Source organism: candidate division WOR-3 bacterium (genome assembly GCA_039803925.1).
GTDB lineage: Bacteria > Hydrothermota > Hydrothermia > Hydrothermales > JAJRUZ01 > JBCNVI01.
The window spans coordinates 38,752-64,630 of the sequence record JBDRZL010000007.1 but is presented as its reverse complement, the minus strand read 5'-3'; the positions used below and the strand labels follow the sequence as shown (position 1 = coordinate 64,630).

The 25,879-nt window shown below is 30.3% G+C and carries 23 protein-coding genes and 1 tRNA gene; 12 read left to right on the top strand and 12 right to left on the bottom strand.

Annotated features, from left to right (window positions below; translation table 11 throughout):
* Nucleotides 1-898: 898 nt before the first annotated feature.
* From ABIN17_04610 to ABIN17_04575, 8 genes are read right to left on the bottom strand one after another with little or no spacing between them, the layout of a single operon-like run.
* Nucleotides 899-2,377, bottom strand: a complete 1,479-nt coding sequence (locus ABIN17_04610; GenBank protein ID MEO0284339.1) for a hypothetical protein — start codon at nucleotides 2,375-2,377, stop codon at nucleotides 899-901.
* Nucleotides 2,350-3,771 carry a hypothetical protein gene (locus ABIN17_04605; GenBank protein MEO0284338.1) on the bottom strand — a complete coding sequence of 474 codons (1,422 nt, stop codon included), beginning with the start codon at nucleotides 3,769-3,771 and terminating at the stop codon, nucleotides 2,350-2,352. The genes ABIN17_04610 and ABIN17_04605 overlap by 28 nt, the downstream gene beginning before the upstream one ends.
* Nucleotides 3,750-4,838 carry a glycosyltransferase family 4 protein gene (locus ABIN17_04600; GenBank protein ID MEO0284337.1) on the bottom strand — a complete coding sequence of 363 codons (1,089 nt, stop codon included), beginning with the start codon at nucleotides 4,836-4,838 and terminating at the stop codon, nucleotides 3,750-3,752. Before ABIN17_04600 ends, ABIN17_04605 begins: the two co-directional genes overlap by 22 nt.
* Nucleotides 4,835-5,968: an FAD-binding oxidoreductase gene (locus ABIN17_04595; protein ID MEO0284336.1), complete on the bottom strand. Its 1,134-nt coding sequence runs from the start codon at nucleotides 5,966-5,968 to the stop codon at nucleotides 4,835-4,837. Before ABIN17_04595 ends, ABIN17_04600 begins: the two co-directional genes overlap by 4 nt.
* Nucleotides 5,965-7,146, bottom strand: coding sequence for an aminotransferase class I/II-fold pyridoxal phosphate-dependent enzyme (locus ABIN17_04590; GenBank protein MEO0284335.1), 1,182 nt, complete (start codon nucleotides 7,144-7,146; stop codon nucleotides 5,965-5,967). The genes ABIN17_04595 and ABIN17_04590 overlap by 4 nt, the downstream gene beginning before the upstream one ends.
* A 25-nt stretch (nucleotides 7,147-7,171) precedes the next feature.
* Nucleotides 7,172-8,710 carry a methylmalonyl-CoA mutase family protein gene (locus tag ABIN17_04585; protein ID MEO0284334.1) on the bottom strand — a complete coding sequence of 513 codons (1,539 nt, stop codon included), beginning with the start codon at nucleotides 8,708-8,710 and terminating at the stop codon, nucleotides 7,172-7,174.
* Nucleotides 8,707-9,096, bottom strand: a complete 390-nt coding sequence (locus tag ABIN17_04580; protein ID MEO0284333.1) for an acetyl-CoA carboxylase biotin carboxyl carrier protein subunit — start codon at nucleotides 9,094-9,096, stop codon at nucleotides 8,707-8,709. Before ABIN17_04580 ends, ABIN17_04585 begins: the two co-directional genes overlap by 4 nt.
* Nucleotides 9,086-10,036, bottom strand: coding sequence for a prohibitin family protein (locus tag ABIN17_04575; GenBank protein ID MEO0284332.1), 951 nt, complete (start codon nucleotides 10,034-10,036; stop codon nucleotides 9,086-9,088). Before ABIN17_04575 ends, ABIN17_04580 begins: the two co-directional genes overlap by 11 nt.
* 93 nt (nucleotides 10,037-10,129) lie before the next feature.
* On the opposite strand from ABIN17_04575, the gene pilM reads away from it, so the two are divergent.
* From pilM to ABIN17_04540, 7 genes are read left to right on the top strand one after another with little or no spacing between them, the layout of a single operon-like run.
* Nucleotides 10,130-11,170: a type IV pilus assembly protein PilM gene (gene pilM, locus ABIN17_04570; protein MEO0284331.1), complete on the top strand. Its 1,041-nt coding sequence runs from the start codon at nucleotides 10,130-10,132 to the stop codon at nucleotides 11,168-11,170.
* Nucleotides 11,167-11,760, top strand: a complete 594-nt coding sequence (locus tag ABIN17_04565; GenBank protein MEO0284330.1) for a PilN domain-containing protein — start codon at nucleotides 11,167-11,169, stop codon at nucleotides 11,758-11,760. Before pilM ends, ABIN17_04565 begins: the two co-directional genes overlap by 4 nt.
* On the top strand, nucleotides 11,760-12,347 hold the full coding sequence (pilO, locus tag ABIN17_04560) for a type 4a pilus biogenesis protein PilO (GenBank protein ID MEO0284329.1): 588 nt from the start codon (nucleotides 11,760-11,762) through the stop codon (nucleotides 12,345-12,347). The genes ABIN17_04565 and pilO overlap by 1 nt, the downstream gene beginning before the upstream one ends.
* A gap of 3 nt (nucleotides 12,348-12,350) precedes the next feature.
* Nucleotides 12,351-12,821 carry a pilus assembly protein PilP gene (locus ABIN17_04555; protein MEO0284328.1) on the top strand — a complete coding sequence of 157 codons (471 nt, stop codon included), beginning with the start codon at nucleotides 12,351-12,353 and terminating at the stop codon, nucleotides 12,819-12,821.
* On the top strand, nucleotides 12,822-14,642 hold the full coding sequence (gene glmS, locus ABIN17_04550) for a glutamine--fructose-6-phosphate transaminase (isomerizing) (GenBank protein MEO0284327.1): 1,821 nt from the start codon (nucleotides 12,822-12,824) through the stop codon (nucleotides 14,640-14,642).
* Between the two features lies 1 nt (nucleotide 14,643).
* Nucleotides 14,644-15,810 carry an iron-containing alcohol dehydrogenase gene (locus ABIN17_04545; GenBank protein MEO0284326.1) on the top strand — a complete coding sequence of 389 codons (1,167 nt, stop codon included), beginning with the start codon at nucleotides 14,644-14,646 and terminating at the stop codon, nucleotides 15,808-15,810.
* Nucleotides 15,801-16,661 (top strand): M28 family peptidase, encoded by an 861-nt coding sequence (locus ABIN17_04540; GenBank protein MEO0284325.1) that lies wholly within the window; start codon nucleotides 15,801-15,803, stop codon nucleotides 16,659-16,661. The genes ABIN17_04545 and ABIN17_04540 overlap by 10 nt, the downstream gene beginning before the upstream one ends.
* On the opposite strand, the gene polX is transcribed toward ABIN17_04540, so the two are convergent.
* From polX to ABIN17_04520, 4 genes are read right to left on the bottom strand one after another with little or no spacing between them, the layout of a single operon-like run.
* Nucleotides 16,633-18,360: a DNA polymerase/3'-5' exonuclease PolX gene (gene polX, locus ABIN17_04535; GenBank protein MEO0284324.1), complete on the bottom strand. Its 1,728-nt coding sequence runs from the start codon at nucleotides 18,358-18,360 to the stop codon at nucleotides 16,633-16,635. The two genes, ABIN17_04540 and polX, sit on opposite strands and share 29 nt — an antisense overlap.
* Nucleotides 18,350-19,630 (bottom strand): sigma-54 dependent transcriptional regulator, encoded by a 1,281-nt coding sequence (locus ABIN17_04530; GenBank protein ID MEO0284323.1) that lies wholly within the window; start codon nucleotides 19,628-19,630, stop codon nucleotides 18,350-18,352. The genes polX and ABIN17_04530 overlap by 11 nt, the downstream gene beginning before the upstream one ends.
* Nucleotides 19,627-21,051, bottom strand: a complete 1,425-nt coding sequence (locus tag ABIN17_04525) for a HAMP domain-containing sensor histidine kinase (protein ID MEO0284322.1) — start codon at nucleotides 21,049-21,051, stop codon at nucleotides 19,627-19,629. The genes ABIN17_04530 and ABIN17_04525 overlap by 4 nt, the downstream gene beginning before the upstream one ends.
* Nucleotides 21,052-21,072: 21 nt before the next feature.
* Nucleotides 21,073-22,299 (bottom strand): type II secretion system F family protein, encoded by a 1,227-nt coding sequence (locus ABIN17_04520; GenBank protein MEO0284321.1) that lies wholly within the window; start codon nucleotides 22,297-22,299, stop codon nucleotides 21,073-21,075.
* Nucleotides 22,300-22,421: 122 nt separating this feature from the next.
* Between ABIN17_04520 and ABIN17_04515 the strand changes: the two genes are divergently transcribed.
* The 5 genes from ABIN17_04515 (at nucleotide 22,422) to ABIN17_04495 (ending at nucleotide 25,878) form a co-directional block, all read left to right on the top strand.
* Nucleotides 22,422-22,495 (top strand) — tRNA-Arg (locus ABIN17_04515).
* A 15-nt stretch (nucleotides 22,496-22,510) separates the two neighbouring features.
* Nucleotides 22,511-23,245 (top strand): CRISPR-associated endoribonuclease Cas6, encoded by a 735-nt coding sequence (cas6, locus tag ABIN17_04510; protein ID MEO0284320.1) that lies wholly within the window; start codon nucleotides 22,511-22,513, stop codon nucleotides 23,243-23,245.
* A 19-nt stretch (nucleotides 23,246-23,264) separates the two neighbouring features.
* Nucleotides 23,265-23,711, top strand: a complete 447-nt coding sequence (locus ABIN17_04505) for a chemotaxis protein CheW (protein ID MEO0284319.1) — start codon at nucleotides 23,265-23,267, stop codon at nucleotides 23,709-23,711.
* An 11-nt stretch (nucleotides 23,712-23,722) separates the two neighbouring features.
* Nucleotides 23,723-24,091 (top strand): response regulator, encoded by a 369-nt coding sequence (locus ABIN17_04500; protein MEO0284318.1) that lies wholly within the window; start codon nucleotides 23,723-23,725, stop codon nucleotides 24,089-24,091.
* Nucleotides 24,088-25,878: a chemotaxis protein CheA gene (locus tag ABIN17_04495; GenBank protein MEO0284317.1), complete on the top strand. Its 1,791-nt coding sequence runs from the start codon at nucleotides 24,088-24,090 to the stop codon at nucleotides 25,876-25,878. Before ABIN17_04500 ends, ABIN17_04495 begins: the two co-directional genes overlap by 4 nt.
* Nucleotide 25,879 lies beyond the last annotated feature (1 nt).

The following is a 25,879-nucleotide window of genomic DNA, read 5'->3' as shown; positions in this document are numbered from 1 at the left end:
TTGTATTCAAGAACAGTTATGCCAGATTTTTATAACTCTTTTTTGTTTTTACTTACCCTTTATTTTCACATTAAAGAAAAAAATATTTCTTATATTACAAATTTTCTTTTTGTTCTTTTAAAACCCCCTAATTTCTTTTATTCCTTTGTTTTTATTTATGACTCTTTTAAAAAAAGAAGAAGGATAAATTTAATTTTTTATATCTTATCTACATTTATTTCTATATTTTTAATTTTTATATACCTTTATTTTATATACGGCAGGCACCATCCTGATTTTAAATTTTCTTTAATTTATTTCTTTAAAAATTTTAGAGATTACTTTGTTTATTTAAATTTGAATTATCCTTTGCTTTTAATTTTTGGTCTTTTAGGGATTTTGAAAATAAAAATATTAAGAAATTTACTTATAGGATTTTTACCAGCTATTTTTCTTTATCTTCTTTACATATATCATGATAAAGTAGAAAGGAACCTGATTTTATCCTCAGTTATAGGTATAAGATACCTTTTCCCTTTTTTGATTTTCCTTATAATAGGATATTCCCTTTTTTTGCAAAATCTCTTTAAGGAAAAATTGAAAAAATTTTTCTTTATTCTTTTTTTTCTTTCAGGTTTATTTTCTTCTTATTTAATTATGAAAAAACATAATTTTTATTTAAAAATCTTTAAAGAAACAAAAGAGCTTGTATATAAATACACAGAAGAAAAAGACCTTCTTGTAACTCATTTTGAAATTACAAAACTTCTTTTACCAATATGGGGTAAAAGAGAAACCATGCATTTTACAGACTGGAAAAGTTTTACTTTTTATGAAAATCTTAAAAGTATAAAAGCTTTACCCGAATCCTTTGTCCTTATATACACTTTAAAATCAGGAGAAAAAAATCTTTCATTTATCAAAATTTACGCTGATTCTGTTTTAAAGATCTTTCCAGAACATATTCTTCTTTTTCAAAATGATTATCTTTATATTTATCGTGTTTATTCCCGTAGAAATTTTTTACCCATAACCCAATAGAACTCCAGAAAATTGCTCCTATAAGGTATTGAGTTAATAGCTGTCCTATGGAAATTGAAATTATTAAAATGAGGGGTAATGATATTTTTTCTTTTATTTCTTTTTGACTTTTTATACTTTTAAAAATTATTGAAATTACAAGATAAAAGAGTAAAAAACCACCTAAGAATCCACAGGCAACAAACATTCCAAAAAAAGTGGATTCAACAGTAGGACCCGGAATGTAAAACCTTCGTGATGCCATTGTTATGATTCCAAGTCCTGAACCAAAGGGTCTTACAGTTATGGCATTAATTAAAAAACCAATCCATGCGTTTAACCTGATAAGGAAAGATGATCCCCTTCTTAAAGGGTCAAAAATTCCCTGTAAAAATCTACCCTGAAGGGTCCCTGTGTCAATGTCAGGCAAATTAATTATGCTTACTAAAATAACATAAGAAATAAATATTAATAAAAAAACATTTAACAATTTCCTGTAGTTTTTTGTTCTTTTAAAAATGAGATAGAAAATAATTGAAAAGAAAAGCATGTAAAAAGATGACCTTACCCCTGAAATGTATATTCCGAAAATAAAAAGAGGAAAAAGTAAAAATTTTATTTTATTTTTAAGAAAAAAGAGAGATAAGAGGGATGATACTGCCATGAATTGCCCGAACTCTGATACACTTGAAAAAAAAGAAAAGGGTCTTACTTTTGAATTAAAAAACTCAAAGAGCGACCCATATTCTGCCTTAACATTGATAAGCCATTTTTTTTCGTAGGAGAAATAACTCTTTTCAACCTGTAAATAAGCATAAAAAAGGGAAATCAATCCAACGTATATAATGAAATTTTTTATTTTTTTACAATATATATCTTTGTTAAAAAAAGCAATATAGGCTAAAAGGGAAGGAATTAAAAGAAATTTTGCACCACCAAAACCTACAATTAAAGGTCCCTGTATTGGATTGAATATTTCAAGAAACATCAAAATCTGTAAGAAAAATAAGACTTTAAATTCATTATATGAAAGAATTTTTTTAAAATTTTCAATTTTTGAAAGGAAAATATAGCTGAACTGGAAGAGAATCAGAATATCAGGAACAAGGTATAAAATTTCAATTGGTGAGTATTTCTCATATAAAAGTAAAACTCTTCTTAAAAAAGGCATGAAAAGAAGGTAAGTAAGTATATAAAAAAAGGCAAATTCATTATTTAAAATAATTAAAACTATGCCGATAAAAAGAAAAAAAATAAATAAAAATTCCCTTATTCTTAAATTTAATAAAAAAATTATTTCAATAAAAGACAAAAAAAATAAAATAATAATTAAAATTGGATAAAATAATCTTAAAGTTCTTCCTTTAAATCTATCCATCTTAAAAGTATTCCCATTGAAAGCCAGAAAAAGGCTCCCTGAAAGTAGGTGACTATCCACTGTCCCATGAATATTGAAACAAAACCGATCCATACCGCAAGAATTATTTTATCATATTTATGAGAAAGTGTTATAAAACCCTTAAAGATTGTATATATTGTTAAAAACATTAAACTCAAAAAACCAAAAATTCCACAGGAATAAATCATTGAAATAAATGTGCTTTCCACATGCATGGGAGGTCCACCGAACCTGTTGGCAGCTAAAGTCGAAACACCTATACCATGTCCGATAGGATTTCTAAACATATATATAATAGCATTTTTCCATAAATTTAACCTATGAACAAAAGAGGAACCTTTCTGAGTTGGATCAATAATACCTTGAAAAAAATGCTCAGTATAAACTGGATTCACACCCTTTAAATTTAATCTTAATTCAGAAAGAGATATACCTGAAATAAAAGTTAAAATTCCAAATAAAATGAAGTAATATAAAGATAGAGTAGCAAGAGTTTTTTTAGTTATTTTAAAGGCTAAAATTAATGGGAAAAGAAATAGAAAAATAAATGGTCCTGCTCTTATATTAGTATAAAAGGATGCTATACCATAAACAATAAGTTTAAGAAGGGTTAAAATTATTCCCAGGGATAAGTTGCTCATGGCTAACTCAATAAGCCCAGCTGTCATTAAAAAACCTGATAGCTCTCCAGGGCTCGGGAAAAAAGAAAAGGGTCTCAATTTTTGACCTAAAAAAAGTGAAACCATTCCTGCATTTTTTGCCCAGAGTATTTCAAATTCAAAAAAACCCTTATGGAACTGATAGATTGCGTAAAGAGAGGAAATAAAACCAAGCCAGGTAAGCATTTTTAATAGATTCTTTAGGGTTTTTCTATCTATACCAAAACTTATATAAAATAGAAACGATGGAATAAGAAGAAACTTTGAACCTGCTATTCCAACCATTAAGTTTCCCTGAAGAGGGTTAAATATTTCTAAAAAAAAGATAATCTGAAGAATAAGTAAAACCTTGAAGGTAAAACTATTTTTAATAGCATAGATAATTTTTTCTCTGTGCTTATTCCACACAACAAGAAACATGGTAATAATTACAATGTCAGGAATTAAATAGGTGGGGTCATAAAAGGTAAAACCCTGAAAGGAAAATAAAAATCTTTTTATAAAAGCCATAAATACTATGTAGATAAATAGATAATATATTCCAGTTTTTATAGAGGTGGCAATAGCTGCTGATAAAAAAGAAAGAAAAAGAAAAAGAGGCACCCTTATATTTCCTGTTGCGATAGATTTGCCGGAATAGTAAACAAATATAAAACCTAAAAAAGTAATTAAAAATATTTGAAAAAAATATTTTAAATAATTTCTTTCAGGCATTTTAAAACCCCTTCTATCATCTTTTCAGGTGTAAATAAATTTTTATATCTTATGAATCCTCTTTCCCCCATTTCTTTTCTTAAATTTTCATCATTGTAATATAAAAGAATTTTACTGCATATATCATCTAAATCTCCATTTCTTACAAGAAAACCTGCATCGTTTACAATTTCAGGTAAAGCTGCCACATTTGATACTATAACAGGTTTTTTCATTGCCATTGCTTCAACGATAACCCTTCCAAATCCTTCTCTTGCCCTCGGAATATGTAAAAAAACATCACATTCTTTATAAAAGGAAAAAACATCATCCCTTTTTCCCCATAAAATAACATTTTCAATTTTTTCTTCCTTTATTTTTTTGATTATTTTATCTTTAAATTTCTTTTCACCTGGATGAATTGCATCACCAATAATCCAGAAATCAAAATTTTTTAACCTTTTGGCACATTCAATTATTAAATCCTGTGCTTTCCAGTACTGGATGTTCCCAACACTCAATATTGTAAACCTTTTCTTTTTTATATTATTATTTTCTTCTATCTTTTCAGGTATTTTTATACCATTGTAAACAACTCTAATTTTACTTTTAATAGGGAAAAATCTTTTAACTCCTTCAGAAATAGCAATTATTCTGTTAGGAAAAATTGAAAAAAATTTAAATATAAATTTTGAACTTTCTTCTGGTATGTCCCTGAAATGCCATACAAGTTTTTTTTTATTTTTTAAAAAGAAAAGGGAGAAAAATAAATGCATTTTCATAGAATGAGTATAAATAATATCGGGATTATAATCCTTAACAATTTTATTTAATCCCTCTAAAATTTTTGGAATTTCACTTTTAAATAAGGGTAAAAGAAATTTTCTCTTTGTTTTCCATATCAAAGAATCTTTAAAGGGCAATTTATAAACTTTTATTCCTTCCTTTTTTGCAATTTCATATAACTCACCTTCAGGAACCAAAAGAGCAACATTAAAGTAGCTCTTTATACCTTTCAAAACATCTAACATACTTTTTTCTCCACCTATATAATAAGGAGAATGAGTAGCAAAAAGTATCTTCTTCATTCAGGATAGAAACCTTCTTTTATTTCAAAATCATTTATACCATCAAACCTCTTTAGGCTGAATTCCCCCGGAAGAGGAAGATTTTCAAGCACACACTCTGCAAGTATTTCAGAAAGTGCGGGTGATCTCATTATACCAAGTCCATTAAAACCACAGAATATATAAAGATTTTCAATATCTTCAATTTTTGAAAGTATGGGTTTTCTGTCAGGTGTGGCAAGACAGAGGTATGCCCATCCTCCCTTTATCCCAAATTCTTCTGCACCCTGTATAATTTGGGGTAATTTTTCTGAAACACTGAAAAGGAAACTTTCATCATTAAAAGTTTTGAAATTATTAATATCCTGCTCCTTTCTTTCAGTTCCATCACCAAGTAAGATTTCTTTTTTTAACTCTTTTCTCAAATAAATACCGTGCTGAATGTCATTATATATAGGCAAATCAATCTCTTCTTTCAGTTCTAAAATAACAGATTGTGTTCTGTAAGGTTTTACTGGTATATTTATTTCTTCTCTTTTTAAAATTTCTTTAGTCCATATACCTATAGCAAGAATATATTTATCAAAATAAAACTTACCTCTCTTAGTAATAAGGGCTTTTACTTTTCCCTCCTTTATTTCAAATCCTTTTATTTCGTTAAAAAATTTAAACTCATGATTTTTATATTTCAAATAGGAATAAATTGAATAAAGTAATTCTCCGGTATCAACATAAAGACCATTTTTAGAAATTATGTATTTTTTTTCTTCTTTAAAAACAGGGTATATCTTTTTTAAATCCTCAAGAGAAAAAATTTCAAATTCAACAAATTTTTTTCTTAATAAATTTTCAAGTATAGTTTTTTTCTCCTCTTCATGAATACCTGTTACTGTATCATATTTTTTTAAAAATTTAAATTTACTTTTTTCATTTATATCTTCAAGAATTTTTATTGTTCTCTTTGATAATTCAATGTCTATTTCATCAAAAAGATGGGTAACTACAATACCTGCACTTTTACCAGTTGTTCCAGAAGCAAGAACCTCTCTATCAAAAATAGTAATTCTTTTAGCACCAAACTTATCAAGAAAATAAGAAGTCATTATCCCAGCGATACCAGCACCAATAACGCAGATCTTATCTTCTTTCATGATTTCCTTAAAGCATTTTCTATGTCCATTATTATATCCTCAATATTTTCAATTCCAACTGAAATTCGAACAAGTCCAGGGTGTATTCCTGCTTTTAAAAGTTCTTCCTCGTTCATTGTAGAATGAGTCATTGAGGCAGGATGTTCTACGAGGGTTTCAACTGCTCCTAAGCTTACTGCTTTAACACAGAGATTCAAAGAATTGATAAATTTCATAGCCCCTTCTTTTCCATTTTTATGTATAAATGAAAGCATACCTGAAAAACCATTTTTCATCTGTTTTTTGGCTATTTTATACATTTCAAAGTCAGAAAGGCCTGGATAAAAAACCTTTTCTACTTTTGGATGTTCACTTAAAAATTTTGCTAAATTCATGGCATTTTCAGAATGAACTTTCATCCTTACTGCGAGGGTTTTAATACCCCTTAAGGTTAGCCATGCATTAAAAGGTGATATACAGGCTCCTATATGAGCTTTTTCTTCTTTATCGATTTCATCAATTATTTCTTTTTTACCAATAAGAGCACCACCTATTAAATCTGTATGACCACCTAAATATTTTGTGAGAGAATGTATAACCACATCTGCACCCAGCTCAAGTGGTCTCTGGTGATAGGGAGTTGCAAAAGTATTATCTACAGCAAGAATTATTCCCTTTTCCTTTGCAATTTTTGCAGTTTCCTCTATATCGATAATATCAAGGGTAGGATTTGTAGGTGTTTCTATGTATATGAGTTTTGTTTTTTTGTCAATTTCTTTTTTTAATTTTTCAGTAAATCTTTTGGCGTATATACCCTTAAAGGTAAATAATCCCTTTTTTTCAAGCCTTTTGAATAAAGCAAAAGTTCCCCCATATAAGGGGTCTGAGTATATAACCTTATCACCTTGATTTAAGAGAGAGAAAATAAGAGCTGATATTGCACCCATGCCAGAGGAAAAAGCAAGAGCCCTTTCTCCATTTTCAAGTTCTTTAAGTGTTTCTTCAAGAATTTTTATTGTTGGATTTGAAAGACGAGTGTAAATAAAACCTTCTTTTTCCCCCTCAAAAAGCTTTCCTCCTTCTTCAGCAGATTCAAAATAAAAGGTTGAGGAAAGATGTATGGGAACTGATATATCTCTTAATTTATAATTGATTTTTTTATTATGAACACAGATTGTTTCAAATTTTTTTTCTTTCATTTTTAAATTGTTTTTTAAAAGGGATTCAGACCCTCTTCCAGATTTTTTCCAGCTCATAAGAGATTTCACCAAGTGTGCATTTTGCCTTAACACAATTAATGATATAATTCATAAGGTTTTCTCCCCTTAAAGCACCTTCCCTCAAAGCAAAAAGAGCCTCTTCTACTTTACTTTTATCTCTTTTTTTCTTAAATTCCCTTATTCTTTTTATTTCTTCCCTTTCCCCCTTGCTTTTTATCCTAAATATTTTAATTTTTTCTTCCTTTTCCTTTTTTAAAATATTAACACCTACAATTTTTTTAGTTCCTTCTTCGATTTCTTTTTGTTCTTTATAAGCATTTTCTTCTATCCACTTCTGAAATAATCCTTTTTCTATACACTCAGCTGCTCCTCCCTTTTCTTCTATTTCATTTAGTAATTTAAAAGTTTCTTCTTCAATTTTTCTTGTTAAACTTTCCACATAATAGGAACCTCCAAGAGGATCTGTTATTTCCGGAATTCCTGTTTCATAAGCAAGAATCTGTTGTGTTCTTAGAGCCATAAGAGCTGATTCCTCTGTTGGAAGGGATAATGCTTCATCAAAACTATTTGTATGTAAACTCTGAGTTCCTCCTAAGACCGCTGATAAAGCCTGGTAAGAAACCCTTATTATGTTTAAAAGAGGGTCTTGAGCCTGAAGTGTTGAACCTGCTGTTTGTGTGTGAAATCTTAAATGCATCGCTTTTTCATCTTTTACTTTGAACCTTTCTTTCATTATTTGAGCCCATACCCTTCTTGCTGCTCTGAATTTTGCAATTTCTTCAAAAAAATTACTATGGGCAGAAAAGAAAAATGTTATTCTTTTACCAATAATTTCAGGCTCAATACCTCTTTCAGCAAGACCTTTTACATATTCAATTGCATCAGAAATAGTAAAAGCTATTTCCTGTATGGCATTTGCTCCCTTTTCTCTGTAATGGTAACCACTCACTGAAACAGGATAAAAATTGAAAACATTTTTAAGAGAAAACTCCATAACATCAAGGGAAAGTTTTAGAGATTCCTTAACAGGATAAATGTAATTTCCTCTTGCTGCAAATTCCTTTAAAATATCATTTTGAATTGTACCCCTTAATTTATCCCAGGGAACTTTTCTTTTATCTGCAATTGTAAGGTAAAAAGCTAAAAGAATTCCTGCGGTTGCATTAATTGTCATAGAAAGAGAAATTTTATCAATTTCTATATCCTTTAAAACTCTCTCCATTGATTCTGAACTCCATACAGATACCCCAACTCTTCCTACTTCTCCCCTTGAAAGCTCATGGTCTGGATCAAAACCCAATTGAGTAGGTAAGTCAAAAGCCAAAGAAAGCCCTGTTTGCCCCTCCTTTATCATCTTTTTAAACCTTTCGTTTGTTTCTTCAGGAGTTCCAAAACCTGTATACTGTCTCATTGTCCAGAGTTTTTGTGTATACATTTCCTTATATATAGCTCTTGTGAAAGGATATTTACCTGGCTCTAAATCTCCTTCTAAAAAGTTATATTCGGAAAGATCCTCTTTTGTATAATATTTTTTATCCTTCATTCAATAATAAAAATCAGTTCGCCTTTTTTAATAATTTTTTCTTCTTCTGCGAAAGATTTTATAATTATTCCCTCTTTTTTTGATCTTATCTCATTTTGCATTTTCATTGCTTCTATTATGCAAAGGGGCTCATCTATATTTACTTTTTCCTTTTCTCTTTTAAATACTTTTACTATTTTCCCTGACATAGGGGAAATAATCCTTGAATTATCTTCTCTTTCTTCTTTTAGATTTTCTTTTATTTTTTTCTCAAGAAGAAAATTTCCATAAGGTGAATAAACAAGGGCTTTGTTGCCTTTATGCTCAATATAAAAGGTTAAGAATTTATTATTTTTTATTATTATTTTTAAAGGTGTCCCCGGCAGATCTAAAATTTTATTTTTCATCCAGAGATTGCAAATTCAAAATTGTCCCCTTATCTGATATAACTACTTTGACCTTATCAGAAAGTTTATCTACATAAAGATAATTTATATACATCGGGTTTTTCTTAAGTTCTTCACTTATAATTCTTATAGCATCTGCTTTACCTTTTGCTTCAATTTTTTTTCTTTCTGCTTCCTTTTTCTCCTTTTCAAGAATATATTCCATTCTTTCTGCTTCCTGCTGGGCTATCTGTTTCTCCTCAATTGCCTTTGCAAAATCCGGTGTAAAATGAACATCCCTTAAAATAACTGCTTCAATTAGAAATCCATCCTTTTCAAGTCTTTCCTTAATCTTTTTTTCAATTTCCTTTTGAATTTCTTCTCTTTTCGAAGAATAAATTTCTGTTACTGAGTGGGAGGAAATAATATGCCTTACCTCTGATCTTATTGAAGGCCTAATTACTTTTTCGTTATAGTCAGATCCGATTTCTCTATGTATTTTTATGACATTTTCTACAGGTATTCTAAACCAGCATGTAAGGTCAAGTCCTACCTCAAGCCCTTCTTTTGTAGGTGACCATAGAGAGTCATCTATATCCTTTTTTTCACCTTCCCCTTTTCTTGCTGTCATTGTATATTCCTGCCTTCTTATATTATAAAGGTGAGTTTTATAAAAAAATCTTGGAACAAACTGCAGTCCTTCAGTTTTTATTCCATATTTTTTTGTAAAAATATTGAAGGTTAAAAGTGCATGTCCTATAGGAACTTCTCTAAAACTGGAAATTATATAAAGTAGAATAAAAAGGGACAAAACAATGAGAATAAGTTTTGGGGTTATTTCAATTTTTCTAACAGGAATAATTTCACCTCGTTTTTCTGTTAATACTACTTTAAAGGCAAATCTATATATGAGGTAAAGAAAAACCCATATAATTATAATTAAAAGCAAAAGTTCTATCATTTTTAGTCCTCTTTTTTATTGACTTTTTTTATATTTTATATTATAATGAAAAAATGAACAAAAAGTTCAATTCTTTAAAAATAAATATTTTTTATGCTCGGTAAAAAAAGAGGTCTACTTGGTATTGATGTGGGTTCCTCTGGAGTGAGGATATCCCTCCTTGAAGGTTCAAAAGAAAATGTTAAAGTAAAGGAAATCTGGAAAGCTGACTTGCCTGAGGAGGTAGTAGCAGAAGGTGAAATAATTGAAAGAGACACTGTTATTGATGTTTTACAGAGATATATTCAGGAAAAAAAGCCTGCTATTAAAAATGTCGCTACATTTATTCCCAATCCAAGGGCAATTAATATAAAAAGGATAAAAATGGATAAATTGCCTCCAGAAGAAATAAAAGAGCAAATAAAATGGCAGGCAGAACAGTACTTTGGTGTTGATCCAACGGAAATATCAGTGGATGGAGATATTGTAAATCCTGAAGTGAGTGAAACCGAAATTGAAGTCTTGTTAGTTGCAGCCAGGAACGAAGCCATTACGGATTATGTTCATGTTTTAAAATCTGCAGGTTTTACACCCAAAATTCTGGATGTTAGTGTTTTAGCACTTTATAATTTATTTGAGTTCAATTATCCTGAAGTTGCAAAAAGTAGTGATATAAAGGGGATACTACATATTGGAAAGAGTTTTTCCACTGTATTTTATTTTGCAAATACTGGTCCTTACTTGATCAGGGATATAAGAGTAAGTGTAAGAAATCTTATAAATTTAATGCAGGAAAGGCTTGATCTTTCATATTCAGATAGCCTCTTAATAATAAAAGGTGAAAAAGAAACATCCTCTGCAGTTACTTTTGAGGTTTATAGAGATTACGTTACAAGCATTGCAGAAGAAATAAGAAGAACTTTTGCTTACATAGAGAAAAAAGAGGCACCTGATGTGATTTATGTATCAGGAGGTGGCACTTTAATTCCTGAATTTACTCAAAACCTATCAGAGGCCCTTGGAGTAAAAGTTGAAAGATTAAACCCTTTTGAAAGAATAGATCTTCCTGAATCTTTTCTTGAATTGGCCTCCAAAGAGGTAATTGGATCTATATTTGCTCCATCTTTGGGTTTATCTTTAAGGGGGATACTATGATTAAAATAAATTTATTACCATCAGAAGAAAAAGTAGAAAGAAAATTTAAAATAACACTACCTCCTATAGGAATATACGAAATTGCGGGAACTCTTATACTCACAATTTCTGTTCTATGGGCATTCTTTTCTTTTTCTGCTTCAAGGGTTAAAATTTCCGGTTTAAAAAGTCAAATAAAAAGGGATAGCACCGAACTTGTTGCTCTGAGGGAGGTTCAAAAGAAGGTTAATGAACTGGAAACAAAAAAAAGAGATTTTGAAAATAAAGTAAATATAGCTAAGAGGCTACTTTCAAGTATAAACACTGAGGTTATGATTCTTGATGAATTTTCAAAAGCTCTTCCTCAATATGTATGGATTATTTCCTTTTCCCACACAGGAAATTTAATAAAGATTGAAGGAGCTTCTTTTTCTAACCTATTTATTGCAGATTTTATCCAGAATATAAAATCTTCTCCACTATTTGGTGAAAATGTGATACTGGAAAGGATTGATGTGAAAAAAGAAGAAGAAACGGAGTATTTAACTTTCACCATGCAAATACCTGTTAATGTTTCTGTTGGTTTAACTACGGAAGAGGAGGTAAAATAATGAATAATAAATTAAGATATTTTATAATTACAGCTGGTATTGGAGTTATAGTATTCTTAATTTATCATTTTCTTTTCTATAACAAAATGAAGGCACAGATTAAAAATCTTGAAGCTAAATATTCAAAAATTTCAAAAGAACTTCAAACAGCTCGTATAGCTGCGGCAAGGCTCCCGGAGTTGGAGATTGAAATTAAAAAACTTCAGTATTTATGGGAAAAGGCACTTAAACTTTTACCTCCAGAAGAAAAACCGGAAGAAGTTATAACTCTGCTTCAACAGAGGGGAACTCAAAATGATGTAAAAATTGTGAAACTTTCAAGGAATCCCCCTGTTTCTAAGGGTGAATATACAGAACTTCCTTATTCTCTTGAAGTGATTTCTAATTTTCATAATCTTGTAAATTTTATTTCTGAACTTTCCACTTTATCAAGGCTTGTAACAGTTGAAGGAATAAAGATAAATCAATCCAAATCTCAGGATAGAAGTTGTGAGGCTTCTTTTGTTGCTAAATTTTATACTGTTTCTACAATTGGGGGGGCTGTAGCACCTACTGAAACTAAGCCTGTAAGACCTAAAAGGAGGTAGAAGATGAAAAAGGGTATTCTTTTAATTTTTCTAATTATATTTGCAGTTAGTTGCAAAAAGGAAAAAAGAGGAAAGGTGGATGTTGCAAAGGAATCTCCTAAGCCTGGTTTTATTCTTGGCCAAGAAATAGATACAGTTAAGTTAAAAGAGGAACTTTTGCCCAAGGGATATAACTATGATCCTGGAAACAGAAGGGATCCTTTCCTTTCTCTTGTAGGTAAAGGTTATAAAAGAACTCAAGAAGAAGTTGTTGATCTTTCTAATCTTAAGTTAGTTGGAATAATGAAAGGACCAAAAGGTAATGTTGCCCTTTTTGAAGCTCCTGATGGAAGAAGTTATACAATAAGGCAGGGAGATGCTGTAAGGAATGGTTATGTGAAGGATATAAGAGATAAAGAGGTAATTGTGGAGATAACTGCCTATGGTGTTCCTATAACAGTGAAGTATGAATTAAAGAGAGAGAAAATTCAATAAATGTGTGGAATTGTTGGATATATTGGTAATAAAGATGTAGATAGTGTAATTATAGTAGGTTTAGAAAAATTAGAATATAGGGGTTATGATTCAGCAGGTTTTGCAAGTATAATAAATGGAGAGTTATTTATAAGAAAAAAAGCAGGTAGAATAAGTGAGCTTTCGAAACTTTTAAATGGTTTACCTATTCCCTCCAAAATAGCTATAGGACACACGAGATGGGCAACCCATGGAAAGCCAACAGATGAAAATGCTCATCCCCATGTAGATTGTAAGAGAATTTTTGCAGTTGTTCATAATGGAATAATTGAAAATTTTAGAGAGTTAAAGAAGAAACTTGAAAAAAAACATAGATTTACATCTGATACTGATACCGAAGTTATAGCTCATCTTCTTGAAGAATATTATGAGGGGAATCTCTTGGAAAGTGTTTTAAAAACAGTTAATAAACTTAAAGGTTCCTTTGCTCTTGCTATTATAAACAAATTTCATCCTGACAAGATTATAGGGGTGAGAATGGGTTCCCCTTTAATAGTCGGTATTGGTAAAAACGAAAATATGATTGCTTCAGATATACCTGCAATTTTGTCTCATACAAGAAGGATAGTTACAATGGGAGATGGTGAGATAGTTATTTTGAAAGAGGATAAGGTAGAATTTTACGATTTTAGTGGTGAAAGGAAAAAAAGGAGAGCTACTTATGTGGAGTGGAGAGAGGATATGATTGAGAAAAGAGGATACCCTCATTATATGCTTAAGGAAATTCACGAACAACCAAGAGTTATTGAAGAAAATCTGATGAGGGTTATAGATGAAAATGATAATATTTCTGTTTTATCAAATGGTGCTAAAAATGCTCTTTTAAAGGCTGATCACATAATAATCCAGGCAGCTGGAACAAGTTATCATGCAGGACTTTATGGCAAACACCTATTTCAAGGTTTTGTCAACTCCTTTACCGAGTGTGAACTTTCTTCTGAATTCAGATATAAAGAGCCTGTTTCCAATAAAAATGCAATCTGTATAAGTATTTCTCAATCAGGAGAGACTGCAGATACTCTTGCAGGTCTCAGAAAAGCTAAAGAGCTTTCAATTCCAGTATTATCCCTTGTAAATGTTAAAAACAGCACAATAGATAGAGAATCAGATTTCAGAGTTTATTTGAATGCAGGTCCTGAAATTGGGGTTGCTTCCACAAAAGCTTACACTTCAGAGCTTTTTTATCTTCTTGCAATAACTCTTGAAATTGGGCTTTTAAAAGGGACAGTTGATAAAAAGGAATTTAAAGAAATAATAAATGAACTAAAAAAAATTCCTGATAAGATGAGATTTATTCTTGGTAGGGAAGACGAGATTTCAGAACTGGCAAAGAAGTTTTATAGTGTTAGAAATATGATGTTTCTTGGTAGAGGATTGCTTTATCCCACTGCTCTTGAAGGTGCTTTGAAATTAAAAGAAATTTCATATATACATGCTACAGGTTATGCTGCTGGTGAAATGAAACACGGTCCAATAGCCCTTTTAGATAAAGATTTTCCGGTTGTTGCCATTTCTCCCAAAAATGAACTTTATGATAAAATGATTTCAAATATAGAGGAAGTTAAAGCAAGGGAAGCGCCAATTATATCTATAGGAACATTTGGTGATAATTTTCTAAAGGAATTATCAAAGGATTTTATACCAATTCCAGATACCATCTATTTGCTTCAACCTCTTATTGCCATAATTCCCCTTCAGCTTTTTGCCTATCATGTAGCTCTTTTACGCGGCTGTGATGTTGATAAACCAAGAAATCTTGCTAAAAGTGTAACTGTAGAATAGTTTGAAGTCCTTTAATATTTTTTTACCTGTAAAATACAGTTTTGGAACAGGTATTTTAGAAAAAAAATTAGTAGAAGTTTTACCTTTACTTGGAAATAGAATTTTAATTGTAACAGGAAGAAATTTCGCAAGAAGGTATGGATTTCTTGATAAAATAAAAGAAATTTGTAAATCTTTTAAAATAGAATTTATTCATTATGATAAAATATCTCCAAATCCCAAAACTTATGAAATTGAAGAAACGAGGTTAATTGTAAGAGAAAATAAAATAAATGCTCTTTTGGGTTTTGGAGGGGGAAGTGTCATGGATGCGGTTAAGGCAATTTCTATAATTGCCACAAACGAAGGTAAAATATGGGATTATACAATGCTTCAAAAAAGTCCGGAAAATGAAACACTCCCTGTATGTCTTATTCCAACAACTCCGGCTACTGGTTCAGAAATTAATTCTTCAGCAATTATTACAAATATTGATGAAAAAAGAAAATGGGGAATTTTTGATGAAAAAATATTTCCGAAATTTTCAATTGTTGACCCAATTTTATCTAAAACTCTTGATAAAGATTATCTTGCTCTTTGTTCAATTGATATAATAACTCACATCTTAGAGCCCTTTGTTACCTCAAAAGAAGAAGGCGTCCTTATAAAGGGGGTTGCAAAATTTTACATTAAAAAGGTAATTGAATCTATAAAAACATTAATAAAAAATCCTGAAGATATTAAAGCAAGGGAGAATATGCATCTTTTAGCAAGTCTTGCTCTTTCAGGAGTAGCAACAAGGGGAATAGGTGGTTTTCATGAAATGCACTGGCTTGAGCATATTGTATCCGGTTTTTATGACAATGTTCCTCATCCAGCAGGTCTCGCCATACTTTTGATTCCATGGTTAAGTTATAGTTTTAAAAAAAGAAAAGATAATATAAAGGAACTTTTTTCTTTTATAATGGAAAAAGAAAATCCGGATTTTGATGAAATAATTGATTATATGGATAAGTTTTATAAGGAAATAAATTTGCCAAGAAATTTTAAAAATTATGGAATAGAAAAAAGTGATTTTGAATTATTCTGGAAAGAATACAATTTTCTTTCAGGAAAATTTCCAAAATTTTTCCCTGAAAAAATTGAAGAAAGAGATTTCTTTGAAATATTTGAAAAAACATTAATCTAAAGGAAATTTTAAAAAAACATGTAGAAGTTCTTGCAGGTGAAATCGGGGAGAGAAATGTTTTTAAATATAAAAATTATATAAAAGCTAAAGATTACATTATAGAAAACATCAAAAATTTAAATTTTGATATAAGGGAAATTAATTATAAATCCTATGGTTGTGATGTTTTTATTATTGAAGTTAAAAAAAATGTTCTTTCTAACAAAATTTTTATAATAGGTGCACATTATGATAGTGTATATGGTTCAAAAGGTGCTGATGATAATGCAAGTGCTGTTTCTGTTTTAATTGAAATAATAAAATATTTTTCACAGATAGAATTTAAAAAGGATATAAGGTTTTTATTTTTCCCCAATGAGGAACCACCTTTTTTTAATTCCCCCCTTATGGGATCAGAAGTTTATGTTAAAGAAATTATTAAAAATAAAGAAAAGGTTGAACTTATGTTATCTCTTGAATCAGTAGGTTATTACTCTGAGGAAAAAAATTCTCAAAGGTATCCCTTTCCTTTGAATTTCTTTTATCCTGATAAAGCAAATTTTATAGGCATTGTCAGTAATTTAAAATCAAGGAATTATATGAATAAAATTGTCAAAATTTTTAAAGAGAAAACAGAACTAAATGTAGAGTATCTTGCTTTCCCTCCAATAATTCCTGACATGAATTTTTCTGACCATTATCCCTTCTGGAAAAGAAATATTAAGGCACTTTTAATAACTGATACTGCCTTTTTAAGAAATCCCTTTTATCACTCAGAATTTGATTTACCAGATACTTTAAATTATGATAAACTTTTTGAGGTTTTTAAAGGTATAAAAAGTTTTATTGAATTTTTAAATAATTCTTATTAAGTTTTTTTGCTTTTAACAATTCAAGTAATTCTTCTAAATCTCTTGTATTGATAACATCCTGAGCAGTAAGCCAACCCCTTCTTGCTGTTCCTACACCGAGCTCAATCATCCACATCTGGTTATAGTGATGGGCATCTGTCCCAATAACAAATTTTATTCCATATTTTTTTGCTTTTTTTATCAAAGGAGGAGAAAGATCAAGTCTCTCATAATAAGAGTTTATCTCCATCCATATATTCTTTTCACCTGCCTTTTTGAAAACTTCATCCCAGTTAGCTTCATAAGGTTCCCTTGAGCCTATAAGTCTTCCTGTTGGATGGGAAAATGCATGAACATAAGGATTTTCAAAAGCTTTAATTATTCTTTCTGTATTATCTTTTTTAAAACCAGTGTGTATAGATACAACTACATAATCTATCTCTTTTAAAACTTCATCAGGATAATCAAGTTTCCCATCAGGTAATATATCCACTTCTGCCCCAAATACCAAATAAGGATAATCACCTTTCTCATTCAATTTTTTAATTTCTTCCTTTTTTTTCATCAGTCTTTCAATATTTAAACCCTTTGCATATTTTGCTGACTGACTGTGGTCACATATTGCTACATACTTATAACCCCTTTTCTTCGCTTCCTCTTTTATTTCAAAAATTTTAGATTGACCATCAGAGTAATCAGAATGAATGTGGAGATCACCTTTAATATCACTGAATTCGATAAGTTCAGGAATTTCACCTTTTAAGGCAAGCTCAATTTCACCCTCATCTTCCCTTATTTCAGGTGGAATCCACTGCATTTTCAAAGTTCCATAAACTTCTTCCTCTGTTCTTCCTGCTATAAACTTATCTCCTTTAAATACTCCGTATTCACTTATTTTTAATCCGAGGTTTTTTGCTATGGTTCTTAAATGGATATTGTGCTGTTTTGAGCCTGTAAAATATTGCATTGCAGCACCCATTGATTCTGATGGAATAACCCTTATATCCACCTGCAGCCCATTTTTTAAAACAAAGGAGGTTTTTGTAGGTCCCATAGCGTAGATTTTTTCAATTTTAGGGAATTGGGTAATATATTCAGATAGATCAACTTCAGTTTTTGTTGTCACAAGGATATCAACATCTCCCACTGTTTCCTTGAATCTTCTAAAAGAACCGGCAGGTATTACCATAAGAGCATTTTTATTTTCTTTTAGGAAACTAACAAGGGAATTTACTATCGGGTAAACTTCTCCCAGAAGATATCTCTCTTTACTCTTTAAGAAAAGTTCTATTCCTTTTTTAATATTTTCTACCTTTTTTTCACCCATTCCGAAGAGGGTTTTTATTCTTGGGTTAACAAGGGCTTGTTTTAAAGTTTCCAAATTCCTAACACCAAATTCCTTATTTAAAAGAGCTAAGGTTTTTGGACCAAGATTGGGTATCTGCATTAGATCCAGAATTCCTTCAGGTATTTTTGAAAAAATTTCTTCAGCTTTACTTATTTTGCCAGTTTCAAGAAATTCCTTTATTTTTTTTGCTATACCTTCTCCTATTCCTGGTAGTTTCTGAAAGTCATCTATTTCTGATATATCCTTATCAAGATTCTCAAGAGTTCTTGCAGCTTTTCTGTAAGCCTGAATTTTAAAGGGAATCTCACCTAAGAATTCAAGAGCATCAGCCATCCTGTTAAATATTTTTGCTAATTTCTCGTTATTCTCCATTTTTCTTATTTAATTTTTTTAATTTTCTATATATAGTTGAGGGATGCAACCCAAGCTTTTGAGCTGCTTTCTTAACATTTCCGTTAAATTCTTCAAGGGTTTTAAGTATCATTTTTTCTTCAAGTTCTTTTAAACTTCTTTGAGTTTCAGATTTTTCAACAATTTCAAAGGGTAAATGTTCTTTTTTAATAATAAAACCATCGCATATAATACAGGCTCTTTCAATAACATTTTCCAATTCCCTCACATTTCCCCTCCACTCATATTCCATTAAAATCTTAAGTACCTCATCATCAAGGACAAATTCTTTTTTCATTTTCCTTGATAAGTTTTTAAGAAAGTATTGAGTTAAAGCTGGTATATCATTTTTCCTTTCTCTTAGAGGCGGAATGTATATAGGAAAGGTTGATAATCTGTAATATAAATCTTCCCTTAATTTACCTTCTTTAATTGCCTCTTTCGGTTCTTTATTTGTAGCGCTTATGATTTTTATATCTATTTTTTTTGATTCAAGAGACCCTATTGGTATTATTTCTTTTGTTTCTATTACCCTCAATAATTTGCTTTGAAGATTTAAAGGCATTTCTGAAATTTCATCAAGAAAAATAGTACCACCATCAGCTATTTCTAAAAGTCCTTTTTTATCTTTAAATGCACCGGTAAATGCTCCCTTTTTATACCCGAAAAGTTCTGATTCAAGGAGTTCAGAAGGTAGGGCTGCACAGTTTACTGCTACGAAATTTTTATCTTTTCTATTTGAATTTTTATGAATGAATCTTGCCACTACTTCTTTTCCTACTCCACTTTCACCATATAAAAAAACAGGAACATCAGAATAGGAAGCCTTTAAGGCGAGTTTTTTTACTTCAAGTGTTTTTTCATCAACTGCGATAAATTCTTTATCTTCTTTTATGAAAGGTAAGTATTTTTCAATCCTATAAATTAGTTCTTCTTCTGAGAAAGGTTTTATGAGATAATCTGAAGCTCCTTTTCTGAAGGCTTCAATAACGGATTCAAGGGATGCATAGGCAGTTATCATTATAACTGGTATATTAAAATTAATTTTTTTTGCTTCTTCTAAAATTTCAAATCCTGAAATTCCTGGCATTTTAATATCTGTTATAATAAGTCCAGGTTTTTCCTCTTTTATTTTATTCAAAGCCAGTTCTGGATTGGTTGTAGTTAAAACTTCATATTTATCTTCCAGGGCAATTTTTATCCACTCTAAAATTGATTTCTCATCATCTATAACAAGAATCTTCCTTTTCATACAAGTTCAATTATTGCCTCTGTACCTTTACCTTTTTCACTTTTAAGAATAAGTTTAAAACCATGTAATTCACAGATTCTTTCAGTAAGAGGTAAACCCATTCCAAGACCCCCTGGTTTTGTTGTATAAAATGGATATTTAACTTTTTCCAGTTCCTCTTCAGGTATTCCCTCCCCTTTATCTTCTATAATTATTTTATTTTCTATTAATTTAACTTTTACCTTTTCCCTATTTCCATTTACAGCCTCAATAGCATTTCTTATGAGGTTCTGGATAGCTATTTGAGTTAAATAGGGTTCTGCCTCAATGTACTCTTTCTCATTTTTAAATTCTATATTTTCTATTCCGAATTCTGAAGCTAAGCTTTTTATAAAACTCTTTAAATATATTTTTTCCTTTTTTATTTTTTTAATTTTTGCATAATTTTGAAAGGTTTTAATGATTAAATCAAGTCTTTCAATTTCATTCTTAATAAGTTCAATAAGACGCTTCTTCTTATCTTCATCTTTTACTTTTAAAAGTGTTGTTATGGCTCCCTGAATTGCAGCAAGAGGATTTCTTATTTCATGAGCAAGTCCATGGGAAAGTTCTGTTAAAAATTTTTCTTTCTCTTTCTGCTTTAAAATTTGTTCCATTTCTCTTTCCTTTGTAATATCCCTTAAGACATAAATTTCAAATTTTTCTTTAAATAAATCAAAAGATGAATAATTCAAAGAATACTGTTTCCCGTCATAGCTAAATTCTTTTATATTTTTATTATTTAAAAAAAGATCAGGAATTTCTGAGTTTTTGAAAATTGTTTCTCCTTTTTCATTTTTAACTATTACAATTTCTCCAAGGTTTCTAAGTATTTCTCTTGCAAGGATATCAGTCTTTTCAGCTTCCTTTTCTCCCCTTCTTGCTCTTTCAGAGAGAATGTAAGATAATAAAGAGGCTATAAGTAAGGATAATGTTGTGATATAACCTCTTAATAAAATTTCTTCAGTTTTAAATTCAAGCTCAAAAGGATTTTTTATTATTCCTTTGGTCCATAAAAATAAAAATAAGTTGTATAAAAGAAGTAAAAATACTGAAAAATAAAAGTATTTTTCTTTTTCAAAATAAAGAGATGAAGTTATTATTACAAGAAAGAAAAGAATTGAAAATACACTTTCAGGACCTCCTGTAAAATGCATTATTCCTATTATGAGAAAAGTATCAGCAAGAAGATAAATAATTGGTGATTTTATTCCTTTTTTTGATGAATAATAAAAAAGAAGAGAAAGAACTACTGAAGATAAAAATATAAAGATAAAAGGCAAAATTGATATTTCAAAAATTTCTCTTAAAAAATAGTAGCTTATAAAAAGAGAAAAAAATACAATAAAAGGTCTTGTTAATAAACCTAATCTTAAAAGATAATCATATTTTTTTGTTATCAATCTCTTTTATTTTCTCTTTTCTTATTTAGAAAGGCTTTGCATTAAAGTTGGTATAAGTTTGAATATAGGTAAATACATGGCTATAACCATGGTTCCAACAACCCCTCCAAGTACCACCATAATTAGAGGTTCAAGCGCTGATGTAAGAGCATCCACAGCTGCATCCACTTCTTTATCATAGAACTCAGATACTTTTAATAACATTTCGTCCAAATTTCCGGATTGCTCTCCTATGTGTACCATCTGGACAACAAGTGGAGGAAATACTCCTGATTTTTGTAAGGGTGAAGAAATTGTTGATCCTTCTCTTATTGAATTTCTTGCTCTTTCCAGGGCATGCTGGACAACTCTGTTTCCAGTTGTTTTGGATGTTATGTCCATTGAGTCTATTAAAGGAACACCACTTCTTAAAAGTGTGGAAAGGGTTCTTGAAAATCTTGAAAGTGCCTGTTTGTGAATAAGGTTACCGATTATAGGAAATTTTAACATAACTCTATCTATAACTTCCTTTCCTGGATCTGTTCCATACCACATTCTTAATCCCACAACAATTGCAACAATAAATAAAATAATTAATAAAATAAATTTTTTAACAAAATTGGAAAGCCCAATAACCATCTTTGTGAGAAAAGGAAGTTCTGCACCAAAGCCTTCATAAAGATTAGCAAAGGTTGGAATAACAAATACAAGTAGGGCTACTGTTGCTGCAATGGCTACAACTAAAACTATAACAGGGTAAACCATTGCACCTTTAATTTTTCTCTGCAAATCAGCAGTTTTTTCAAGGTATTCAGCAAGACGTATGAGTATCTCACCTAAAGCACCACCTTTTTCTCCTGCTTCTACCATATTAACATAGAGGTCAGAGAAGACTTTTTTATGTTTTCTCATAGAATCTGCAAGAGTATAACCACCTTCAAGGTCTTCTGCAATTTTTCCTATTGTTTTTTTAAGGGTTCTATTTTTAGTCTGAATATAAAGAGTGTTTAGAGCATCCATTAAAGGGAGACCAGCTTCCAGCATTGTTGCAAACTGTTTTGTAAACATAGCCATTTCATCAACTTTTATTTTTGATGGAAAAAGGTCTTCAAGAGAGGGTAATTTCTTTTTTTCTTTAATATTTACAGAAATTGGTATGATATTTCTTTTTCTTAAAGCTGAAATTACTTCCTGCTGGGATTCTGCTGACATCTCTCCTTCAACTGCCCTTCCTTCAGGAGTTCTTCCTTTCCATACAAAAGTTGGCATATCTTATTTTTAATTTTTATAGGATTAGAACCTTTTTAATTATTATAAATAAAAATCGTTAATTTGTCAAGGTTAAAAAATTGAAATTTAATTTGTAAAATTTTATAATTTATAAATATACTGCCCCCGTAGCTCAACTGGATAGAGCATCGGATTTCTAATCCGGTGGTTGCGGGTTCAAGTCCTGCCGGGGGCGTATAAAAGAGAGAATTTGAGGCTGAAGCTTCTGGTTGGTGAAGATAAAGAATACAAGATCCCTTGGTCATATAATTATTTCCTTGCTTCTTCTATCTATTATCTTTTAAGTAAATATAGTTTAAAATTTTCATACAATATTCATTCAAAAGGATGGAGTTATAAGAATAAAAATTTTAAACTTTTTTCCTTTTCTCCTCTTTTCCCTCAAAAAATTTCTTTTGAAAAGGATTATATATTAATGATAGGTCCTTTAACTTTTATACTTTCTTCACCAGATTCAGTTTTTATTGAAATTCTTGAAAGTGTTTTAAAAAAAGAAGGCTTTTTGAAGCTCATTTGCTATAATCTTCCTGTTTTAAAAACAAAGATATTTGAAATAAGCGAAATTAAGAATGAATTAAAAGCTAAAACACTTTCTCCTCTTGTTGTTTCTCAGAGCAAAAAAGAGGGGGATAAAAGTTTTTCAATTTATCTTTCTCCTGAAACCGAGCATTTTTACCATAAATTAAAAGAAATAATAAAAAATAAATTTGAATGTTTTACAGGGGAAAGGCTTTCAGATTATGATATAGAAATAATGTGTGAATCGTATAAGTCAAAGCTTTACTCCATCAAAAACATAAAAGTTAAAGGGTATATGGCTACTTTGAATTTAAGGGGTAATATTCAGGTTTTAAGATTTATAATGGATTCTGGACTGGGAGAAAAAACTTCAATGGGTTTCGGAATGGTGGAAAAAACAAGCTGATTGATTTTATAATTCATTAATGGAAAAAAAACAAATAATTGCTTTTAGGATTTCTGAAAAGGAATTTTCTTTTCTTATGGAAAATGTTCTTGAGATTTCAGAACCAAAACCAGTTGTTCCTGTTCCACTTTCTCCCCCTCATTTTAAAGGAATTTTTAACTTAAGGGGCAATGTTGTACCTCTTTTTGATTTAAAAAAAAGAATGAACATTGAAGAAAATGGAGAAGGTAAAGAAAAGTTTTTTATTATACTTTCTCCTGAGCTAAAGAGAATTTATGCCTGTGAGGTAGATACAATCCTTGGAGTTTTTGAATGTGAAGAGATTAAAATGGGTGAAATTCCAGAAAATATAAAAAAAGATATAGATAGGTCCCTTTTAAAAGGTCAAGCTGTTGTTGAGAAGAGAAAATTTTTAATAATAGATCCAAAAAAGATTCCCGGTGAGGTTCAAATCCATTTTAAATAGGGGAAAACTTGATGAATCCGAGAGTATTAATAGTAGATGATGCACAATTCATGAGGAAACTTCTTGCAGATATATTAAAAAAGGGTGGTTATGAAATATGTGGAGAGGCTTCAAATGGTGAAGAGGCTGTAAGACTTTATAGGGAACTTAAACCTGATATTGTGACAATGGATATAGTCATGCCTGATAAAAGTGGAATAGACGCAGTTAGAGAAATAATATCTTTTGATCCTCATGCAAAAATAATAATGGTATCTGCTATGGGACAACAACCCCTTGTTCTTGAAGCTATTCAAGCTGGAGCTAAGGACTACATAGTAAAACCTTTCCAGCCTGCTAGGGTCCTTGAAGCTGTTGAAAGAGTTATAAAGTCAAAATGATAGAAAAAAAATATCTTGAACTTTTTAAAAGTGAGGCAGAGGAGATATTAACAAACTTAGAGAAAAATATACTTGAGCTTGAAAAAAAACCTGCTTCAGAAAAGATATTAAATGAGATTTTTAGACTTGCACATACTTTGAAGGGAATGGCAGCAGCAGTTGAGAAAAAGGATGTAGAAAATTTTTGTCACAGACTTGAGGATGAATTTGATGAGCTAAGAAAAGGCAAAAAGAAAGATTTGGATTTTGATTTTCTCTTTAAAGCATTGGATGCTTTAAAGATGATGCTTGAGGGAAGGGGATCTTTTAGTTTTGATGAGTTAAAATCTGTAAAAGAGAAAGATATATCAAAAAAGTTTTATGAAATAGAAATATACATTGATCCTCAAACCCCTCTTATTGCTGCAAGAATGTTTGTTATTTTAAGGGAATTTAAGGAGAAATTTAATGTAGTTTTTTCAGAACCAAGTGAAGATGAAATAATAAAAGAAAATGTTAGTAATTTACTTAAGATAACACTTGAGACTGAAAGGGAGAAAGAAGAAATTGTGGAGGTGGTTGAGAGTTTTGAAGATGTGGAGCATTATTTTATTGAAGAAAAAAAGGAAATAATACCAGAGGAAAAAGAATTTGAAATTAAGCCTCTTGAAGAAATCAAAGTTAAATCGGAGAAACTTGATACAATAATGGATAGGTTGGGAGAAATAGTTATTGCTAAGGAAAGGTTGTTTTCAAAATTAAGACAAATAGAAGATAGGGAAATACAGGACAATATGGAAAATCTTGAAAGACTTATTTCCTATCTTCAGGATGATGTTATGTCAATAAGACTAATTCCTGCTTTTCATATTCTTGAGAGATTTAAAAGATTTGTAAGAGATAAAGCAAAAGAAATGAGAAAAGAAGCAGAACTTTTAATAGAGGGGGGGGATATTGAACTTGATAGAGCTTTACTTGAGGAGATGAGAGAACCGCTTCTTCATATAATTAGAAATTCTCTTGATCACGGGATTGAGCTCCCTGAGGAAAGATTAAAATTTGGAAAAAGTAGGAAAGGCATAATTTATATAAAACTTGAAAGGGAAAAAAACTCGGTAACAATTTATATAAAAGATGATGGAAAGGGTGTTGATAAAAACAAGGTTATTAAAAGGGCAATTGAAAAAGGTTTAATTTCAGAGGAAAGGGCAAAGGTTTTAACTGACAAAGAGGTTTTTGAACTTATTACAATTCCTGGTTTTTCAACAAAAGAGGATACTACAATGATTTCTGGCAGAGGGGTGGGACTGGATGTTGTTAAACAGTTTATAACAAGGATGGGTGGTTTTATGGAAATTGAAAGTGAATATATGAAGGGTACCACTATAAAACTAAAATTACCTCTTTCTATTGCTATAACAAGAGGTGTGGTTGTTGATGTATCAGGTAACAGATTTGTTATACCCCTTGTTTTTATTCAAGAAATAATAGAAGGAAGTGAGAGAGATATAAAGAAAATTATGGGCAGAGATTACATGTTAATAAGAGATGAAGTTCTTCCATGTATCTGGATGTCTAAGAAATTAAAATTGAATGGTTCAAAAGGAGAGAAGTTTTCTGCTCTTTTGATAGAAAGTGATAGAAAAAGGGCTCTTTTAATAGTGGATAAAGTTATTTCTCAGATGGATGTAGTAGTAAAATCTCTTGACATTTATATTATGAGAATACCCTATATCTCAGGAGGAACAATTTTGTGGGATGGAACCCCATCAATTATTATAGACCCTTCAAAATTTATGGAGAATTAAA

Bases quoted from the DNA above. Each gene is read 5' to 3' on its own strand.
- ABIN17_04565 (MEO0284330.1), top strand. From the start codon at position 11,167: ATGATTAAAATAAATTTATTACCATCAGAAGAAAAAGTAGAAAGAAAA.
- pilM (MEO0284331.1), top strand. From the start codon at position 10,130: ATGCTCGGTAAAAAAAGAGGTCTACTTGGTATTGATGTGGGTTCCTCT.
- ABIN17_04595 (MEO0284336.1), bottom strand. From the start codon at position 5,968: ATGAAAGAAGATAAGATCTGCGTTATTGGTGCTGGTATCGCTGGGATA.
- ABIN17_04610 (MEO0284339.1), bottom strand. From the start codon at position 2,377: ATGGATAGATTTAAAGGAAGAACTTTAAGATTATTTTATCCAATTTTA.
- ABIN17_04520 (MEO0284321.1), bottom strand. From the start codon at position 22,299: ATGCCAACTTTTGTATGGAAAGGAAGAACTCCTGAAGGAAGGGCAGTT.
- ABIN17_04605 (MEO0284338.1), bottom strand. From the start codon at position 3,771: ATGCCTGAAAGAAATTATTTAAAATATTTTTTTCAAATATTTTTAATT.
- ABIN17_04580 (MEO0284333.1), bottom strand. From the start codon at position 9,096: ATGAAAAATAAAATTTTAGATCTGCCGGGGACACCTTTAAAAATAATA.
- ABIN17_04505 (MEO0284319.1), top strand. From the start codon at position 23,265: ATGGAAAAAAAACAAATAATTGCTTTTAGGATTTCTGAAAAGGAATTT.
- pilO (MEO0284329.1), top strand. From the start codon at position 11,760: ATGAATAATAAATTAAGATATTTTATAATTACAGCTGGTATTGGAGTT.
- ABIN17_04555 (MEO0284328.1), top strand. From the start codon at position 12,351: ATGAAAAAGGGTATTCTTTTAATTTTTCTAATTATATTTGCAGTTAGT.
- polX (MEO0284324.1), bottom strand. From the start codon at position 18,360: ATGGAGAATAACGAGAAATTAGCAAAAATATTTAACAGGATGGCTGAT.
- ABIN17_04500 (MEO0284318.1), top strand. From the start codon at position 23,723: ATGAATCCGAGAGTATTAATAGTAGATGATGCACAATTCATGAGGAAA.
- ABIN17_04600 (MEO0284337.1), bottom strand. From the start codon at position 4,838: ATGAAGAAGATACTTTTTGCTACTCATTCTCCTTATTATATAGGTGGA.
- glmS (MEO0284327.1), top strand. From the start codon at position 12,822: ATGTGTGGAATTGTTGGATATATTGGTAATAAAGATGTAGATAGTGTA.
- ABIN17_04590 (MEO0284335.1), bottom strand. From the start codon at position 7,146: ATGAAAGAAAAAAAATTTGAAACAATCTGTGTTCATAATAAAAAAATC.
- ABIN17_04495 (MEO0284317.1), top strand. From the start codon at position 24,088: ATGATAGAAAAAAAATATCTTGAACTTTTTAAAAGTGAGGCAGAGGAG.
- ABIN17_04575 (MEO0284332.1), bottom strand. From the start codon at position 10,036: ATGATAGAACTTTTGCTTTTAATTATAATTATATGGGTTTTTCTTTAC.
- ABIN17_04585 (MEO0284334.1), bottom strand. From the start codon at position 8,710: ATGAAGGATAAAAAATATTATACAAAAGAGGATCTTTCCGAATATAAC.
- ABIN17_04530 (MEO0284323.1), bottom strand. From the start codon at position 19,630: ATGAAAAGGAAGATTCTTGTTATAGATGATGAGAAATCAATTTTAGAG.